The sequence below is a fragment of the Micromonospora sp. BL4 genome, assembly GCF_003667505.1.
Taxonomy (GTDB): domain Bacteria; phylum Actinomycetota; class Actinomycetes; order Mycobacteriales; family Micromonosporaceae; genus Micromonospora.
Genome location: NZ_RCVJ01000144.1, coordinates 1 through 17,988 on the forward strand (window position 1 = coordinate 1; position 17,988 = coordinate 17,988).

The 17,988-nt window shown below is 71.5% G+C and carries 14 protein-coding genes; 5 read left to right on the plus strand and 9 right to left on the minus strand.

What is annotated here, in order from left to right:
- From EAD89_RS18285 to EAD89_RS18315, 7 genes are all read right to left on the minus strand, one after another.
- A partial coding sequence (locus tag EAD89_RS18285; protein WP_121656054.1) for a glycosyl hydrolase family 28-related protein occupies window positions 1-1,948 on the minus strand: 1,948 nt, incomplete at its 3' end.
- A gap of 133 nt (window positions 1,949-2,081) precedes the next feature.
- Window positions 2,082-3,728: a glycoside hydrolase family 13 protein gene (locus tag EAD89_RS18290; RefSeq protein ID WP_121676592.1), complete on the minus strand. Its 1,647-nt coding sequence runs from the start codon at window positions 3,726-3,728 to the stop codon at window positions 2,082-2,084.
- Between the two features lie 99 nt (window positions 3,729-3,827).
- Window positions 3,828-4,715, minus strand: coding sequence for a carbohydrate ABC transporter permease (locus EAD89_RS18295; RefSeq protein ID WP_121676585.1), 888 nt, complete (start codon window positions 4,713-4,715; stop codon window positions 3,828-3,830).
- Window positions 4,716-4,727: 12 nt separating this feature from the next.
- Window positions 4,728-5,681 (minus strand): carbohydrate ABC transporter permease, encoded by a 954-nt coding sequence (locus EAD89_RS18300; RefSeq protein ID WP_121676586.1) that lies wholly within the window; start codon window positions 5,679-5,681, stop codon window positions 4,728-4,730.
- Between the two features lie 86 nt (window positions 5,682-5,767).
- Window positions 5,768-7,147: an ABC transporter substrate-binding protein gene (locus EAD89_RS18305; protein ID WP_121656051.1), complete on the minus strand. Its 1,380-nt coding sequence runs from the start codon at window positions 7,145-7,147 to the stop codon at window positions 5,768-5,770.
- A gap of 340 nt (window positions 7,148-7,487) precedes the next feature.
- The gene (locus tag EAD89_RS18310) at window positions 7,488-8,489 is read right to left on the minus strand and encodes a LacI family DNA-binding transcriptional regulator (RefSeq protein ID WP_121656050.1); all 1,002 of its coding nucleotides are present in this window, start codon (window positions 8,487-8,489) and stop codon (window positions 7,488-7,490) included.
- Between the two features lie 115 nt (window positions 8,490-8,604).
- On the minus strand, window positions 8,605-10,056 hold the full coding sequence (locus EAD89_RS18315) for an NAD(P)/FAD-dependent oxidoreductase (protein WP_121676593.1): 1,452 nt from the start codon (window positions 10,054-10,056) through the stop codon (window positions 8,605-8,607).
- A 91-nt stretch (window positions 10,057-10,147) separates the two neighbouring features.
- On the opposite strand from EAD89_RS18315, the gene EAD89_RS18320 reads away from it, so the two are divergent.
- Complete coding sequence (locus EAD89_RS18320) at window positions 10,148-11,245, plus strand: serine hydrolase (protein WP_121676587.1); 1,098 nt, start codon at window positions 10,148-10,150, stop codon at window positions 11,243-11,245.
- Between the two features lie 12 nt (window positions 11,246-11,257).
- Here the strand turns inward: EAD89_RS18320 and EAD89_RS18325 are convergent, their stop codons facing one another.
- Both EAD89_RS18325 and EAD89_RS18330 read right to left on the minus strand, forming a co-directional pair.
- Window positions 11,258-12,583 carry a deoxyribodipyrimidine photo-lyase gene (locus EAD89_RS18325; RefSeq protein ID WP_121676588.1) on the minus strand — a complete coding sequence of 442 codons (1,326 nt, stop codon included), beginning with the start codon at window positions 12,581-12,583 and terminating at the stop codon, window positions 11,258-11,260.
- Entirely contained in the window at window positions 12,580-13,497 is a 918-nt protein-coding gene (locus tag EAD89_RS18330; protein WP_121676589.1) for a phytoene/squalene synthase family protein, read from the minus strand. Before EAD89_RS18330 ends, EAD89_RS18325 begins: the two co-directional genes overlap by 4 nt.
- Window positions 13,498-13,561: 64 nt before the next feature.
- Between EAD89_RS18330 and EAD89_RS18335 the strand changes: the two genes are divergently transcribed.
- From EAD89_RS18335 to EAD89_RS18350, 4 genes are read left to right on the plus strand one after another with little or no spacing between them, the layout of a single operon-like run.
- Entirely contained in the window at window positions 13,562-14,704 is a 1,143-nt protein-coding gene (locus EAD89_RS18335; RefSeq protein ID WP_121676590.1) for a polyprenyl synthetase family protein, read from the plus strand.
- Window positions 14,705-14,732: 28 nt separating this feature from the next.
- Entirely contained in the window at window positions 14,733-16,214 is a 1,482-nt protein-coding gene (gene crtI / locus EAD89_RS18340; protein ID WP_121656045.1) for a phytoene desaturase family protein, read from the plus strand.
- Window positions 16,211-16,831: an isopentenyl-diphosphate Delta-isomerase gene (gene idi, locus EAD89_RS18345; RefSeq protein WP_121676591.1), complete on the plus strand. Its 621-nt coding sequence runs from the start codon at window positions 16,211-16,213 to the stop codon at window positions 16,829-16,831. Before crtI ends, idi begins: the two co-directional genes overlap by 4 nt.
- The gene (locus EAD89_RS18350) at window positions 16,821-17,777 is read left to right on the plus strand and encodes a MerR family transcriptional regulator (RefSeq protein ID WP_121676594.1); all 957 of its coding nucleotides are present in this window, start codon (window positions 16,821-16,823) and stop codon (window positions 17,775-17,777) included. The genes idi and EAD89_RS18350 overlap by 11 nt, the downstream gene beginning before the upstream one ends.
- Window positions 17,778-17,988: the final 211 nt, after the last annotated feature.

Genomic DNA, 17,988 nt, shown 5'->3' on the forward strand with positions numbered 1-17,988 from the left:
GTGGTGGGGTGGTCGGCGGTGGAGTGGTCGGCGGGGTGCTGGGTCCACCGCCCCACTGCGGGTCCGGCCACGGTCCGCAGTACGGGGTGGAGGTGTACCAGCCGGAGTTGCCGGCGCCCTGGGTGATCTGGAAGCCGCCGCCCACGCAGTTGTGGATCGGGTTGCTCTGCGCGATGTTGGTGGCCCGCACGTTCGTGAACGACACCTGGCTGGGCGCCTGCACCTGGAGGGCGTACGTGCCGGCGCCGTCGATCCGTACGTTGTTGAGGTTGATCCCGTTGGTCTGGCCCTCGATCCAGTGCAGCGCCGCGTACGAGCTGTCCAGGATGTCGGTGTCGGTGATGTTGATGGTGGGGTTCTGGAACGCCTCGTTGAGGGCGGAGAACCAGATCGCCCCGACGCCGAAGTTCCAGTTGTAGTCCGAGTTGCCGTTGCGGATCAGGGTGTTCCGGGCGATCGTCCAGGTGCCCTGGACGCCGGTGGCGCCCTGCACGCCGGGGTAGCGGTTGGCGACGTGGATGCCGCCGCCGTTGGTCAGCGAGTCGGCCGTCACGTTGTCGGTGATCTTGATGTCCCGGCCGCCGTAGCTGACCAGGTGGTTCGCGAGCAGGGTCACGCCGATGGTGTTGTGCGTGAAGGAGTTGTTGACGTTCGGCACGCTTTGCGCCCACATCGCGAGGGCGTCGTCGCCGGTGTTGCGGACGAACGTGTTGGTCACCGTCGAGTTGGTCACGCCGGTGTGGAAGTTCACCCCGTCGGCGGTCTGGTCCAGGATCCGGCTGTTGCGGATGGTGAAGTTGTCCATCGGGCCGTCCATCCAGGCCCCGACCTTGGTGTTCTCCAGCCAGAGGTTGTCGACCACCGAGTTGGACATCGCGCCGCCGAGCGCGTTGACCTGGTCGTCGTCCACCCGTTCGCGGATGTCCCCGATGATGGCGAAGTCCCGCAGCGTGACGTTGCGGCTCGGTCCGTTGGCCTCGTGCGGGCGGACCGGGCCGGTGTAGCCGCCACCGGGAACGTACTTGCCGTAGATGCCGGCGGCCCGCTTGCGGTCGGTGGGGTGCCGGCCGCCGAGCACCGAATACCACGGGCCGGCGCCGCGCAGGGTCACCCCGTCGACCACCACGTGGTCCCAGAGGGTGAAGGTGCCGGTCGGGATCCAGACCGTCCGGCCCTGGGCCTTTCCGGCGTCGACCGCCGCCTGGAACTTCGCGGTCGAGTCGGTCGCGCCGCTCGGGTCGGCGCCGAAGTCGGTGACCACGTCGAGCGCGCCGGCGGGCTTCGTGATCGCCGGGGCGACCAGCTCGAAGTCGGCCAGGTCGATGGTGAACGTGGGCGACTGGGCGGTCGAGGAGACCTGCAACCGGATCCTGGTGCCGGCCGGGTAGGTGTTGCCGAACATCGCCCGGGTCTCGTCGTAGAAGTGGTGCGGGTTGGTGTCGCCCGGGTTGTTGTTGAACGGGTAACCGCCGTAGTACCAGCCGTACCGCGAGGTGACCGGCACCGACTTCAGCAGGCTCCCGTTGGCCCGCAGGTCGATGGTGGCGTCCCGGCCGGTACCGGCCGGGCTGTCCGGCAGGCTGTGCCGGAACGTGACCGCGTTGGCCGGGGCGGTGAGGGTGAACTCGACGTACTCGCCGACGGAGTCGAGGGTGACCGCCTCCCGGCCGGACGCCTCGGACGGCAGCGTGCCGTAACGCCGGTCCGGGCCGATCTTCGTGCCGTTGTGGGCCGCCTTCTCGGCCTCCTGCTCCACGAACGGAACGGTTGCGCCGCGGCCGGGAATGTCGAAGGGGGACAGCCCGGCTGCCGAGGCCGGGGTCGCGGTGCCGGTGACCGCGAGGGCGGTCACCGATGTCGCGACGAGCAGGGCGGCGGCGATGGCGGCCAACCCTGCCCGGGTCGGGTGTCGGAGGTGGTGCGGGGTGCCGGTGGTGTGGTTGGCCATGAGCTGCGCTCTCCCTTTCGTCAGGCAGGCCAGATCCCCCCGTTGCGGTGCGGCGTGGCGCGTCCCCCTTCGTTCCTCCTTTCCCGGGTGGTGTGGTGCCGGCGGCCGGGACGGGCCGCCGGCACCACGGCGGTCAGGTCAGGCCGGGTCCGTCCGCCGGTGCGGCGGTACGCAGCCAGACGGCGGTGTCCGGCGGCAGCAGACCGTCGTCGAGTGGCCCGCTGGCCAGCAGTAGGTTCCCGTCGGCGGGCAGCGGCACCGGCGCGTCGGTGAGGTTGACCAGGCAACGGAAACCGCCGCCACGGCTGTAGGCGAGCACGCCGTCCGGAGCGGGCAGCCAGCTCAGGTCCCCGTCGCCGAGCGTCGGCTCGGCCCGCCGGATCTGGATGGCCGCCCGGTACAGCTCCAGCATCGAGGCCGCGTCGCCGGTCTGCGCCCGGACCGTCCGGTCCTTCCAGTCGGCCGGCTGAGGCAGCCACGGCACCGCGGCACCGTCCGGACTGAACCCGAACGGCGGCTCGTCGCCGGTCCAGGGCAGCGGCACCCGGCAGCCGTCCCGACCGGGGTCGACCCGGCCGGAGCGTTCCCACATCGGGTCCTGGCGCAGCGCGTACGGGATGTCCTCGACCTCGTAGAGCCCCAACTCCTCGCCCTGGTAGACGTAGGCGGCGCCGGGCAGCGACAGCGAGAGCAGCGCGGCGGCCCGGGCCCGGCGGGTGCCCAGCTCCAGGTCGGTGGGGATCCCCTCGCGCTTGGCGGCGAAGCTGAACCTGGTGTCCGCCCGCCCGTAGCGGGTGACGTGCCGGGTGACGTCGTGGTTGGAGAGCACCCAGGTGGCCGGCGCGCCGACCGGCGCGTGCGCGCTGAGCGTCCCGTCGATGCTCTCGCGCAGCGCCGAGGCGTCCCAGGCGCAGCCGAGGAAGTCGAAGTTGAACGCCGCGTGCAGCTCGTCCGGGCGCAGGTAGTTGGCGAACCGTTGCCGGTCCGGCAGCCACACCTCACCGATCAGGGCCCGGTCGGCGTACTCGTCGGCGACCCGACGCCAGCCCCGGTAGATGTCGTGCACGCCGTCCAGGTCCTGGAACGGGTGCTGCTGGTCCGGGTCGACCTCGGGCAGCGTCCCGTCCTTGACCAGCAGCCCGGCCGAGTCGATCCGGATGCCGTCCACCCCCCGGTCGAACCAGAACCGCAGGACGTCCTCGAACTCGGCCCGCACCCTGGGGTGGTCCCAGTTGAAGTCCGGCTGCTCGGGAGCGAAGAGGTGCAGGTACCAGTCGCCGGGGGTGCCGTCCGGATGGGTGGTCCGGGTCCAGGTCGGGCCGCCGAACTCACCGACCCAGTCGGTGGGCCGCTGGTCGCCGTTCGGGCCTCGGCCGGGTCGGAACCAGAACAGGTCGCGCTCGGGCGCGCCGGGCCCGCCGGCGAGCGCGGCCTGGAACCAGGGATGCGCGTCGGAGCAGTGGTTGGGCACCACGTCGACGATGGTGCGGATGCCGAGCGCGTGTGCCTCCGAGATCAGCGCCTCCGCCTCGGCGAGAGTGCCGAAGACGGGATCGATGTCGCGGTAGTCGGACACGTCGTAGCCGGCGTCCGCCATCGGGGAGGGGTACCAGGGACTGAACCAGATCGCGTCGATGCCGAGCGCGGACAGGTGATTCAGCCGGGACCGGATGCCCGCGATGTCGCCGATGCCGTCGCCGTTGCCGTCGGCGAAGCTACGCGGATACACCTGGTAGATCACCGCCCCACGCCACCACGGACTGCTGTCTGCTGTGGACACGAGCACCTGCTTTCTGGGTCAGTACGTCGGCGGGTTCGCCGGACCGGAGAGTGTGTCGGGCGAACGGCCGTTGTTCGCCACGGGAGGTTGCGCTGGTCGTTATCCCTTGAGGCTGCCCGTGGTCAGACCGGACATGATGTTCCGTTGGAAGATCAGGAAGATGATGACGGTCGGGATCGCGGCGATGACCGACGCGGCGATCACCACGTTCATGGGGGTGCCACCGGCGAAGGCGTAGATGCCGACGCTGACGGTCCGGGTCTCCGGCGCCGGCATGACCAGCTTCGGCCAGAGGAAGTCCTTCCAGACGGCCGTCACGGCGAAGATCGACACTACGCCGAGGATGGGGCGTGACATCGGCAGGATGATCGACCACAGCGTGCGCAGTGGCGTCGCCCCGTCCACCAGCGCTGCCGCCATGAGCTCCTCGGGAATCGAGTCGAAGAAGCGCTTCAGCAGGAAGATGTTGAACGCGTTCGCGACCAGGGGCAGCCAGATCGCGAACGGCGAGTCGAGCAGGTTGATGTGCAGGATCGGCAGGTCGATCACGGTCACGTACTGCGGGACGATGAGCACCATCGCCGGAATCATCAGCGTCGCCAGCATCAGGGCGAGGATCACGTTGCCGAACACCGGCCGGAGCTTGGACAGGGAGTACGCCGCGGCGGTGTCGAGGACGAGCTGGAACACCACCGCGCCGGCCGCGTAGTAGAACGTGTTGAACAGCAGCTTGGCGAGGTCCAGGTTGTTCCAGGCGTCGATGTAGTTCTGCGGCTGGGGGTCCTTCGGGAACAGCGACGGCGGGGTCTGCGCGATCTCCTGGCCGGATTTGAGCGCGCCGGTGACCATCCAGTAGAGCGGCCCGAGGAAGACGAGCGTGAAGCCCACGACGACGACGGTGAGCAGCGTCCAGTAGAGGAACCTGCCGCGCCCACGGCGGAGCTGCGCGGAAGAGATGAGGGTCCGGGTGCCGGAGTCCTGTGCCATGCCTCGCCCGCCCTAGTCCTGTTTCGCGCTCAGCCGCAGGTAGGCGGCGGAGAAGCCGGCCAGCACCACGAGCATGAGCACGCCGAGCGCCGCGGCGCCGTTGAGGTCGTTCTGGAAGAAGCCGTGCTGGTAGATGAGGTACGCCACGGAGGTCGCGGAATCCTCCGCGCCCGCCCCGTTGGCGAGGATGAGCGGCTCGATGAAGAGCTGCATCGTGGCGACGATCTGGATCATCGCCAGGAGCGCGAGGATCAGCCGGGTCTGCGGGATCGTCACGTGGCGGATCCGCTTCCAGATCCCGGCGCCGTCGAGCTCGGCGGCCTCGTAGAGTTCGCCCGGGATGTTCTGCAGCGACGCCAGGTAGATCAGCACTGCGCCGCCCATGTTCATCCAGGTCGACGCGAGCACCATCGCCGGCATCGTCATCTCCGGCGACTGCATCCACTGCGACGTGGGCAGGTGCAGCGCCTTGAGGATCGCGTTGAAGAGACCCGCCTCGCTCGGGTCGTACGCGTAGAACTTGAAGAGGTACAGCGCCGAGGCCGGCGGCAGCATCACCGGCAGGTAGACCAGGATCCGCAGGTACCCCTTGGCGTGGCGGAACTCGTTGAGCAGGATCGCCACGAAGAACGGCGCCGCGTACCCGAGGACGAGCGCGAGCACCGTGAAGTAGAGCGTGTTCTGCCAGGCCGGCCAGAAGCTGGGGTCGGCGATGATGCGGGAGTAGTTGTCCCAGCCCACCCAGGTCGTCTCGCCGCGCCGCGTGCGCTGGAAGCTCATCACGATGCCGCGGATCATCGGGTACCAGGAGAAGACGAGGAAGCAGAGCACCGCCCCGATCAGGAACGCGTGACCGGTGAGGTTGTCCCGTACCTTGCGGCCGAGGCCCGTGCGTTGCGGCCCCGGGTAGGACGGTGTGGGACGTCCCGGCTTTCTGGTGGTCCCCGGGACGGTGGTGATCGCCAAGGCAACTCCTGGTGAGTCAGTGACCGGACCGTGCGGCGCGGATGGGGTGGGGGCCGGCTCGGCGTGCCGGCCCCCACCTGACCGGATCAGCTCTCGGCGGCCAAGAGCTGGTTGACCTTTTCCTCGGCCGTCTTGAGCAGCGCGTCGATGTTCGAGTTCGGGTTCGTGAGGACCCCGGACATCGCGGCGTCGAGCACCGCGTAGACCGCCTGCGCGTTGCGCGGCTCACCCTTGATCGGGACCGGGGTCGCCTCGAAGATCGCGAAGTTCGCGGTGTCGACGTTCGCGTTCGCCTTGCGCAGTTCGAGTTCCTGCTTCTGCGCATCGCTGCCGTTCGCGAAGAGCAGCGGCTGGGGCAGACCCACCGGGTAGTTCTGCGGCTTGGCCCGGACGTAGTCGAACTGGCCCTTGCCCGGCGTCAGCTTCTGGTACGCGATCCACTTCATACCGGCCTTGACCTGCTCGGGGGTCAGGTCCTTCTTGAAGAAGTAGCCCTCGCCACCACCGAGCGTGCCCTTCGCCAGGCCGTCCTGGCCGGGCAGCGGGGCCATCGCCCAGTCCTGGAACTTGCCCTGGAACTGGCTGACGATCGCCTGGGTGGAGTCCGGAGCGCCGATGAACATGCCGACCTTGCCCGCACCCGCGTTGGTCAGCAGGTCGCCCCACTGCAGCAGCTGCCGGGCGCCCATGCTGTTGTCGCCGTACCGCATGTCCTTGATGTTCTGCAGGACCTGCTTGCCCATCGCGTTGTTGAAGTCGGCCTTCTTGCCGTCCGGGGTCAGCACCTGGCCGCCCTGCGAGTAGAGCAGGGAGGTGAAGTGCCAGCCGCCGGTGTTGCCGGCGCTGTACTCCGAGTAACCGGCGATGCCGTTGCCGAGCGCGGAGATCTTCTTGGCGGCGGCCCGGACCTCGCCCCAGGTCTTGGGCGGGCTGTTCACGTCGAGCCCGGCCCGCTGGAACAGGACCTTGTTGTAGACGAGACCCATCGAGTAGTTCTTCACCGGGACGGCGTAGAGCTTGCCTCCGTCGGTGAAGACTTCCTTGAGCGCCGGGTCGACGCTGTCCCAGGTCGGGATGGTGTCCTTGTTGGCGTACTGGGTGATGTCCATCGCCTGGCCGGAGTCGAGCACCTGCTGGAGATCGGTCATGTACCCGTAGAACACGTCGGTCACGGTGCCGCCGGCGAGGCGGGCGGTGAAGTCCGGCGGGTTGTTGCACTGCTCGCCGACGCTCACGCTCTTGATGACGATGTCCGGGTTCTGCCGCTGGAACTCAGCGACATCGTCGTTCCAGTTCTTCAACAGCTCTTTCTGAGCACCGACGGGCTGGCAGTCGACGGTGATGGTGACCTTGCCGCCGGCGTTCGTGTCCTTGTCGTCGCTCTTCGTGGAGCATGCCGTGAGGCTGAACCCCAGGCCGGCCACGAGCGCTAACGCCGCAGCCTTTCGGTATTGCGGTACGGACATCTGTCCATCCCTTCGGGAACGGGTGTCTCCATGACCTTCGTGATCTGCGGTGATGCGACCTGACGCCCAGTAGCTGCGCCGGAGCCAGGTGTGAGTGGAGTCACTGTAACGACGCCGACTGATTTCGGCAAGGTATCGATCCCGTTATGAAAGGACACGACTTTCTAACGGCAGGGACCGACAGGATCTTGAAACAGAGCCGAGATGTTGGCTTTCGTCCCTTGTGACCCATCGGTGGCCCCGGCCGGTGCTGCCCGATTCCAGCAACGACGAAAACGGCCGTCGACCGCGATGAGCGGTCGACGGCCGAGCGTCGGTCAGTCGGTGTCCGGCGGGATCGTCAGCGGCCCGGAGCGGGGGCGGTGGAACCGCGAACCACCAGCTCGGGCTCGAACAGCAACTCGTCCTGCAGCACGCCGGCACCCTCGATCTGGGTGACCAGCAGGTCCACCGCGGCCTGCCCCATCGTCTCGATCGGCTGCCGCACGGTGGTCAACGGCGGGTCGGTGCACGTCATGAACGCGGAGTCGTCGTAGCCGACCACCGACACGTCCCTGGGCACCACACGACCCAGCCGCCGAGCGGCCCGGATGGTGCCCAGGGCCAGCACGTCGCTGGCACAGATGATGCCGGTGACGCCACGCTCGACCAGCTTGGTCGCGGCGACCCGCGCCCCCTCCATGGAGAAGCTGGAACGCTCCACACAGTCCGTGTCGTCGGTCCAGCCCGCGGCCCGGATCATCGCGTCGAGCTTGCGGCGGGACGGCACGTGCCCCTCCGGGCCGAGCACCATCCCGATCCGGTCGTGGCCCAGCGAGCGCAGGTGCCCGTACGCCTGCTCCACCGCCACCGCGTCGTCGGTGGAGACCCGCGGGAAGCCCAACTCGTCGACACCCGCGTTGACCAGCACCACCGGCAGGCCCCGGTCGGTCAGCCGGCGGTAGTGGTCGTGCCGGGCGTCGGCGAGCGCGTACGAGCCACCGGCGAAGATCACCCCGGAGACCTGGTGGTCGAGGAGCATCTCCACGTAGTCCATCTCGGAGACTCCGCCGATGGTGCGCGCGCAGAGCGCCGGGGTGTAGCCGCGTTGGGCGAGGGAGCCGGTGACCACCTCGGCGAGCGCCGGGAAGATCGGGTTCTGCAGCTCGGGCAGTACCAGCCCGACCAGCCGGGCACGCTCGCCGCGCAACTTGGTCGGCCGTTCGTAGCCGAGCACGTCCAACGCGGTCAGTACGGCCGTCCGGGTCGCCTCGGAGACCCCGTCCCGCCCGTTGAGCACCCGGCTGACGGTGGCCTCGCTGACGCCCGCCTTCTTGGCAACTTCAGTCAACCGCTTGGTCACGGCCGCAATCGTACGTCACGTGGATGAAAGAAATGAACAGCCACGTGCCGGGCGTTTGCTTCTCCGCTGCCGCGCTCTGCTCGCCACCGGACAGCCCGGCGCGGGTGCGGCGGCGTCAGGACAGGTTGCGCAGGGCGTCCTCGATGGCCCGGTGGAAGGTCGGATAGGCATAGATCATCTGCCGGAGCTGGCTCACCGGCACGGCCGCGTGCACAGCCACCACCAGCGCGGAGAGCACCTCACCACCGGCCGGGCCGACCGACGTCGCCCCGATCAGCACGCCCTTGTCGGCGTCCGCGATCAGCTTGATGAAATCCTCGTCGCCGACCCGGTGGATCCAGCCCCGGGTCGAACCGCCCAGCTTGGTGAACCCGACCTGCACGTTGATGCCACGCTCCCGGGCCTGCTGCTCGGTCAGCCCGACCGCGCCGACCTCCGGATCGGTGAAGGTCACCCGCGGCAGCGCGCGATAGTCGGCGCGCGGCCCGCTGCCCGCCGATCCGCTGGCCGCCCCCATCGCGCCGCCGATCACGCTGGCGGTGCCGCTGGGGTCCGCACCCGGGTTCGACTTGCGGGCGTGGGCCAGCACGTCGGCGATCACGATCGCCGCCTGATACATGGCGATGTGGGTGAAGGCCCCCTCGCCGGTCACGTCGCCAACCGCCCAGATGCCATCGGTCACGTGCAGCCGGTCGTCCACCGACAGGTAGCGCTGTGTGGCGTCGACGCCGACCGTGTCCAGCCCCAGCTCGTCCAGGTGTGCCCGGCGGCCGGTCACCACCAGCAGGCGGTCGGCGGTGAACTCCGCCCCGCCGGCGCCGCGCAGGGTGAACCGGCTCCCGTCGTGCTCGACCCGCTCGGCCCGTACCCCGGTGTGGATCTCCACGCCGTCGGCGCGCAGCGCCGCGGCGGCCACCTCGGACGCCTCGGGCTCCTCAAGGGCCAGCACCCGGTCCAGCGCCTCCACGACCGTGACCCGCACCCCGAACCGCGCGAAGACCTGGGACAGCTCCAACCCGATCGCGCCGCCGCCGAGCACCAGCAGCGACTCCGGCAGCTGCTCGACCTCGATCGCCTGGTGGTTGGTCCAGTACGGAGTGTCGGCCAGACCTTCGATCGGCGGCACCGATGGCCGGGTGCCGGTGCCCAGCACGATCCCCTGCCGGGCCTGGAACACCTGGTCGCCGACCCGCACCCGGCCCGGGCCGTCGAGTCGACCGCTGCCCCGGACGAACCGGGCGCCCCGATCCGTCAGCCGCCGCACCGCCACCGTGTCGTCCCAGGTGTCGGTGGCCTCCTCGCGGATCCGCTTCGCCACCGGCGCCCAGTCCGGCTGGACCGTCGCCGTCCCGGCCAGTCCGTCGACCCGGCGCGCCTCGGCGAGCGCGTTGGCCGCTCTGATCATCATCTTGCTCGGGATGCAGCCCCAGTACGGGCACTCCCCGCCGACCAGGTCCCGTTCGATACCGACGACGCTCAGGCCGGCCTCGGCGATACGCCCGGCCACCTCCTCGCCGCCGACACCGAGACCGACCACGACCACATCCACCAGCTCCGGTTCCGCCACCACGACAGCATCCCCCAGCCGCTTCGCCCGGACCACTTAGGTCCGGGAAAAGTCAGCGCGCCGACCGGGTGGGGCGGCCTACGGTGGCCAGATGCACGCACGATTCGGCCCGGTCCGGGACTGCTTCCACGACCTGTTCGCCAACGGTCGGGAGACCGGTGCCGGCCTCACCGTCTGGTACGACGGCCAGCCGGTGGTCGACCTGATCGGCGGCTCCCGGGCCACCGCCGGCGCCGACGACGGGACCGGCCCGGCCGGCGGCGACCCGTGGCGGCCGGACACGCTGGTCAACGTCTACTCGGTGGGTAAGCCGGTGGCCGCGCTCTGCCTGTTGATGCTGGTCGACCGGGAGTGGGTCGACCTCGACGCGCCGGCCACCCGGTACTGGCCGGAATTCCGCACCCCGGCCACCGTGCGTCAGATGTTGTCGCACACCGCCGGGCTGCCGGCCTTCCCGGTGCCCCGGCCGGCCACCGCGATCGCCGACTGGGCGCTGCTCGCCGGCGACCTGGCTGCCGCCGACCCCGAGTGGACGCCGGGCTCGGTCGCCGGTGAGCACGCCTGGACGTACGGGCACCTGGTGGGCGAGCTGGTCCGCCGGGTGGACGGCCGGTCGGTGGGCCGGTTCCTGGCCGAGGAGATCGCCGGCCCCTGGCGGCTCGACCTCGGCTTCGGGCTGTCCGAGGCGGACCAGCGGCGCTGCGCCGACCTGCGCTACGGCGATCCGGACTGGCCGACCCGGGCGCTCGGCGAGCCAGGATCGCTACGGGCCCGGGCGATGGGCAACCCGGCCGGAGGTCAGGACCTGGCCGTGCTCAACAGTCCGCTCTGGCGGGGCGCCGAGATGCCGGCGGTCAACCTGCACGCCACGGCGTCCGGCCTGGCCCGTCTCTACTCCGGCCTGCTCGCCGGCGGTGTCCTGGACGGCGTCCGGCTGTTCAGCCCGGAACTGGTGGCGGAAGCGACGCGGGTCGAGTACGACGGCCCCGATCTGGTGCTGGATCGGCCGGTCCAGTGGACGCTGGGCATGCAGCGGGAGCCGGACGGCAGCTGGGGCATGGGCGGTCTCGGCGGCAGCAGCTCGTGGGCGGACCCGGAGCGCGGCTACACCTTCGCGTACGTCACCGCCCAGTTGGCGGAGCACGACCGGGTCGACGAGTTGGTGGAGGCGCTGCACTCGGTGCTCTGAGCTGCCGCCCGGTCAGCGCAGCCAGACGGGGTCGGTGTCGGGCACGGTGAGCGGGGACGGGTAGTCCAGGGTTCGTCGCAGCGCCTCGGGGAGCCGCCAGGGCTGGTGCACACCCTTGCCCGGCACCCCGGCCAGCTCCGGCACCCAGCGACGCACGTAGTCGCCGTCCGGGTCGTACCGCTCGGCCTGCCGGACCGGGTTGAACCCCCGGTACGGCTTGGTGTCGTTGCCGGTGCCGGCGACCCACTGCCAGTTGCCGGAGTTGTTCGCCACGTCCCCGTCCAGCAGCCAGCGGAAGAAGACCGCCACCCCGTGCCGCCAGTCCTGCCCGAGGTGCTTGGTCAGGTAGCCGGCGGTGATCAGGCGGGCCCGGTTGTGCAACCAACCCTGCGCCCGCATCTGCCGCATCCCGGCGTCCACGATCGGCATCCCGGTCCGGCCCTCGGCCCAGGCCGCCAGCGCGTCGTCGTCGTCGCGCCACCGCTCCGTGGCGCCCGGACGGTAGGCGGTGGTCGAGATCTCCGGGAAGGCGGCGGTGACCTGGTAGTAGAAGTCCCGCCAGCAAAGCTGCCGGACGAACGGCCCGGACCGGTCCCCGGCACGGTTGGCCACCGCCAGCGGGGACACGCAGCCGAAGCGCAGGTACGGGCTGAGGCGGGAGGTGTCGTCGCCGGCCATGTCGTCGTGCTGGTCGTCGTACCGGTCCAGGTCGGGCAACCAGTCGGTGAGGCGTCGCCGGCCGGCCCGCTCGCCGCCGACGGCCGCGTCGGGCGAGTCCCCGTTCGGCAGCGCCGGCAGCCGGCCCACGCGCACCCCGTCGGGGAGCGTGATCCGGTGCGGCGCGGCCAGCTCCGCGCGCCACCGGTTGGCCACCCAGGCCCGGTGGTACGGGCTGAACACCCGGTAGTGGTCGCCGCCACCACCCGGCCGCAGGGCACCCGGCTCGACCACGGTCAGCCCGGGAAAGAGCCGCAGGTGCAGCCGGTGCCGCTCGCACTCGGCGCGCAGCCTCCGCTCCCGACGACGGGCGTACCGGCTGACGTCGGCGGAGAGCGCCACTCCGGTGGCGCCCACCTCTGAGGCCAGCCGGATCGTCTCGGCGACCGCGTCACCGCGGCGCACCACCAGGTCCCCGCCGCGCTCACGCAGCTCGGTACGCAGGTCCGCCAGAGCCTGGTGCAGGAACCGGGTGCGGTTGGCCGACAGTCCGGCCAGGTCCGGGTCGAGCACGTACAACGGCACCACCCGGTCGAAGGCCGCACAGGTGGTGGCCAGCGCCGGGTGGTCGTGCACCCGCAGGTCGCGGGTGAGGAGCACGATCGCGGTGCCCGCGCTCACCGGGGATGGACCGTCGGCCCGGGAATGGTGACCGGGGTGCCGGCCGGGGTGAGCAGGGCGCGGGCGGCCACCGCCATCCGGCGCCGCTGCGGCACCAGCGCCCGCCGGGCGAAGACGTCGTAGCCCTGCGCGGCCACCTCGTCGAGGATGCCGCCGTAGAGCGCGTACGCGGTGCGCATGCAGGCCTGTGAGGCCGGCGCGAGCATCGTGATGCCCGGCGCGGCGGCGGCGTAGTGCGCCTGGGCCCGGGTCACCTCGTACTCGATCAGCTCGCGGATCCGGGCTGTACCGCGCCCCCGGGCGCGGGCCTGGGCCAGCTCGTCGTGGGTGACACCGAACTTCGCCAGGTCCTCGTCCGGTAGGTAGGTGCGGCCCCGGTCGAGGTCCTCGGCGACGTCCCGGATGAAGTTCGTGAGCTGGAAGGCGAAGCCGAGCTGCCGAGCCGGCTCCCGGGCGGCCACCGGGTCGGAGCTGCCCAGGATCGGCAGCATCATGGTGCCGATGACGGCCGCCGAGCCCTCCATGTAGTCGAGCAGGTGGTCGTAGGTCGGGTACGCGCTGACCGTCAGATCCATCGCCATGCTCTTCAGAAACGACGCGAAGTCGTCCCGGTCGAGATCGAAGACGGCGATCGTGTGCAGCACGGCCGGCAGCAGCGGATCGTCGGCCGGCGCACCGTGCAGGCCGGCCACGAAACGGCCGGCCCAGTCGTCCAGCCGGGCGGCCCGCTCGGCCGGCGGCAGGTCCTCGGTGCCGTCCACGATCTCGTCGGCGTAGCGGGTGAATCCGTACAGGGCGTGCACGTGCCGCCGTTTCCAGGCGGGAAGCAGCCTGGTGGCGAGATAGTAGGTGCGACCGTGACGTCTGTGCAGCTCACGGCACTGGCCATAGGCAGCGGCGAGATCCGAGTCCACCGGCCCTCCTCATTATCGACGCACGAATCGACGCAACTCGTAACCCTAGGGTACGCTCGACCACATGGCCAACGACGCAGTTGCCGGCAGCGCGATCCGCGTGGCGCCGGCACGGCCGGGCGAAGGGGACGATCCGGTCCGCGCCGTACTGGCCGCGTACACCCGGGACCTGATCACGGCGGTGGACGACACCCTGACCACATTCCTCACCGCCGAGGTCGACTCGCTCGCCGAGATCGACGCGGCGATGGGCGGCTTCGCGGCCGTCGCGCGAGAAGCCGTGCTGGCCGGCGGCAAGCGGATCCGGCCCACCTTTGCTTACTGGGGCTGGCGTGGGGCGGTCGGCGGCAGCGAGCCACTGCCACCGGTGCTGCCCGCGTTGGCCGCCCTCGAACTGCTGCACACGTTCGCGCTCGTGCACGACGACGTGATGGACTCGTCCGCCACCCGCCGCGGCCGGCCCACCGCCCACGTCGCCCTCGCCGCACAGCATGTCGCCGCCGGCCACCGGGGCGACCCCGACCGCTTCGGCGAAGCGGTCGCGGTGCTCATCGGCGACCTCTGCATGGTCTGGGCCGACCGGCTGCTGGCACACACCACCGTGGCGCCGGCCCGGCTGTTCGAGGTCCGTCGGTGCTACGACCAGATGCGGGTGGAGACGATCGCCGGGCAGTACCTGGACGTGCTCGGCGAGAACGACGCGGCCAACTGGTCCATCGACCGGGCGTTGCGCGTCGCCCGTTACAAGACGGCCAGCTACACCGTCCAGCGACCACTGCTCTACGGCGCCTGCCTGGCCGGAGTGCCCGCCGACGACCCGCTGGCCACCGCGTACACGCGCTACGGCCTGGCCGTCGGCGAGGCGTTCCAGCTCCGCGACGACCTGCTCGGCGCCTACGGCGACCCGGCCACCACCGGCAAGCCGGCCGGTGACGACCTGCGCACCGGCAAGCCGACCACGCTGCTCATGCTGGCCCGGCAGCTGGCCACCCCGGCCCAGCTCAAGGCGTTGGACCGGGCCGGCGAGGGGCGCGTCGACCGGCTGGCCGAGCTGATCGTCGACACCGGCGCGGTGGCCCGGGTGGAGCGGATGATCGCCGAGCGGGTGGGCGACGCGCTGGCCGCGCTCGACGCGGCACCCGTGGACCGGACGGCACGAACCGCGCTGACCGGGCTGGCCACCGCCGCCACCAACCGGCGGGCCTGATGAACGACTTCTCCGAGGAGGTGGTCACGTGCGGACGGTGACGGGACGGACGGACCGGGTGGTGGTCGTCGGCGCCGGGCTGGGTGGCCTTGCCTGCGCGCTGCACCTGGCCGGCAGCGGCCGGCAGGTGACCGTGCTGGAACGCGAGCCGGTGCCCGGCGGGCGGGCCGGGCGGCTCGCCGTGGACGGGTACGAGTTCGACACCGGCCCGACCGTGCTCACCATGCCCGAGCTGATCGCCGAGGCGCTCGGCGCGGTCGGGGAGGAGCTGCGTGACTGGGTCGACCTGACCCCGCTCGACCCGGCCTACCGGGCGTACTACCCGGACGGCTCGACCCTCGACGTGCTGACCGACACGACCCGGATGGCGGCCGAGATCTCCCGGGTCTGCGGGCCCCGGGAGGCCGACGGCTATCTGCGCTTCGTCGACTACGCGCGGGAGCTGTGGCGGCTGGAGCGGGCCGACTTCATCGAGCGCAACCTGGACGCGCCGACCGACCTGATCACCGGCAACCTGCTCAAGCTGCTCGCCGGCGGAGCCTTCCGTCGACTCCAGACGAAGATCAATCAGTTCTTCCGGGACCCGCGCACCCAGCGGATCTTCTCCTTCCAGGCGATGTACGCCGGGCTCGCCCCGCACGACGCGCTGGCCATCTACGCGGTCATCGCGTACCTCGACTCGGTGGCCGGCGTCTACTTCCCGCGCGGCGGCATCCACGCCGTCTCCCGGGCGATGGCCGGCGCCGCCGAGAAGCACGGCGTGCAGATCCGGTACGACACCACGGTGACCCGGGTGGAGACCGCGAACGGCCGGGCCACCGGCGTGCTCACCGCCGACGGCGAGCTGGTGCCGGCGGACGTGGTGGTGCTCAACCCCGATCTGCCGGTCGCCTACCGCGACCTGCTCCCCGCCGCCCGTCCGCGCCGGCTCACCTACTCGCCGTCCTGCGTCGTCCTGCATGTCGGCTCACGGCAGGGATATGCGAAGATCGCCCACCACAACATCCACTTCGGGCGCGCGTGGAAGGGTACCTTCGATGAGGTCATCCGCCGGGGCGAGCTGATGACCGACCCGTCGCTGCTGGTCACCAACCCGAGCCGGACCGACCCGTCGGTGGCGCCGCCGGACCGGCACACCTACTACGTGCTCGCCCCGGTGCCCAACCTCGACCGGGCCCCGTTCGAGTGGCGTGGCGACCTGACCCGGCGCTACGGCGACCAGCTGATCGGCACCCTGGAGGAGCGCGGCTACGTCGGCTTCGGAGCCGGGGTGGAGGTCCTACAGGCGATCACGCCCGCCGAATGGGCGGAGCAGGGGATGGCCGCCGGGACCCCGTTCGCGGCCGCGCACAGCCTCTTCCAGACCGGCCCGTTCCGCCCGTCGAACCTGCACCGCGACCTGGCGAACGTGGTCTTCGTCGGCTCCGGCACCCAGCCCGGTGTCGGCGTGCCGATGGTGCTGATCTCGGGCAAGCTGGCCGCCGGCCGGATCACCGGGGAGGGCCGGTGAGCAGTCGTGAGGAGCACCTCGTCGAGCTGGTCGACGACGCCGGCCGGGCTCGGGGCGAGACCACCGTCGCGGCCGCCCACCAGCCGCCGGGGCATCTGCACCGCGCCTTCTCGGTGCTGCTGGTGGACCCGGACGGTCAGGTGCTGCTCCAGCGGCGAGCAGCCGTCAAGACCCGGTTCCCGCTGCGGTGGGCCAACTCCTGCTGCGGCCACCCCCAGCCGGGCGAACCGCTCGCCGAGGCGGCCAACCGGCGGTTGCGCGAGGAGCTGGGCACCGGCCCGGTCGAGCTGACCGAGGTGGGCGTCTACATCTACTACGCCGAGGACCCGGCCACCGGGCGGATCGAGTTCGAGTACGACCACGTCCTGCGGGGCGAGTTCCGCCCCGCCGCCCCGCTGCTACCCGACCCGGACGAGGTGGCCGAGCTGCGCTGGGCCGACCCCGCCGCACTGGAGGCCGACCTCGCCCGGGACCCCCGGTCGTACGCACCCTGGCTGGGCGGGGTGGTGAACCGGCTGCTGCGCTCCTCGGGGTCGACGTCCGGCGTACCCGACCCGGCCGTGATCCCGTCCGGAACGTCGGCGGATGACGCGGCGGAGCGGTCGGGTGGCCGATGAGGCGCTGAGCGCGGGCGCGGTCGCGCGCCGGCTGGGGGTCGCGGTCACCACACTGCGCACCTGGCATCAGCGCTACGGACTCGGGCCCAGTGAGCACATCCCGGGCCACCACCGCCGGTACACGCCGGCCGACCTGGCCCGTCTCGAAATCATGCGACGGCTCACCGCCGAGGGGGTGAGCCCCGCCGAGGCGGCCCGCTGGGCCCGTCAGGCGCGCGATCCCGTGCCCGCCGACGCCGACGCCGTCGCCGTCGCCCGGAGCCGGATCCGCCCGCCGGCTCGGGACGGCGGCGGAGCCATCCCGTTGGGCCGCACCGGCCCGGCCGCCAGAGGACTGGCCCGGGCCGCCATGCGTCTGGACGCGGCGGCGATCAGCGAGACGATCGCGCAGGCCCTGACCGTCGGCGGGGTGGTCGCGACCTGGGATCACCTGCTGCGCCCGGTGCTCGCCGGCATCGGTGAACGGCACGCCGCCACCGGCGGCCTGATCGAGGTGGAACACCTCGTCTCGCGCTGCGTGTCCGAGGCGTTCGCGGCGAGCAGCCGGGCCGCCGCACCCAGCGGACCGGCCCGGATCCTGCTCTCCTGCGCCGACGAGGAGCAGCACAGCCTGCCGCTGGAGGCGCTGGGCGCCGCGCTCGCCGAGACCGGGCTCACCTACCGGATGCTCGGCGCCCGGGTGCCGGTGGCCGCCCTCGTCGAGGCGGTGACCCGGACCGGGCCGGCCGCCGTGGTGCTCTGGTCGCACACCCGGGCCACCGCGGACCCGACTCAGCTCAGCGCGCTGCTCGCCACACCCCGCCGCCCACTGCTGGTGCTCGCCGCCGGCCCCGGCTGGCGGGCCGACACCCTGCCCGCCGGCGTGGTGCGGCCGGCCGACCTGGCCGAGGCGGTCTCACTCGCCGTCGCGGTCCGGGACTCGCTGGACCAGTCGCGGGGGGCCTGACCGGGGCTGTCGGCTCCCGGCGGCGTCCACTAGCGTCGGGGCGTCCGCCTGCCCCGACCCCCCGGGAGCGAACAGATGCAAGCCCGCGCCATTCTGGCGTCCGCCCTCGCCGTGGTGCTGGCCCTGGCCGGCTGTGCCCAACCGGACGGCACCATCACACCCGCCGGCGCGCCGCAGCCGGTGGAGTCGACCATGCCGCCCACCCCGAAAC

Excerpts from the sequence above, each read along its gene's own strand:
- EAD89_RS18295 (WP_121676585.1), bottom strand. The coding sequence starts at position 4,715 with ATGGCACAGGACTCCGGCACCCGGACCCTCATCTCTTCCGCGCAGCTC.
- EAD89_RS18305 (WP_121656051.1), bottom strand. The coding sequence starts at position 7,147 with ATGTCCGTACCGCAATACCGAAAGGCTGCGGCGTTAGCGCTCGTGGCC.
- EAD89_RS18320 (WP_121676587.1), top strand. The coding sequence starts at position 10,148 with ATGCACGCACGATTCGGCCCGGTCCGGGACTGCTTCCACGACCTGTTC.
- EAD89_RS18335 (WP_121676590.1), top strand. The coding sequence starts at position 13,562 with ATGGCCAACGACGCAGTTGCCGGCAGCGCGATCCGCGTGGCGCCGGCA.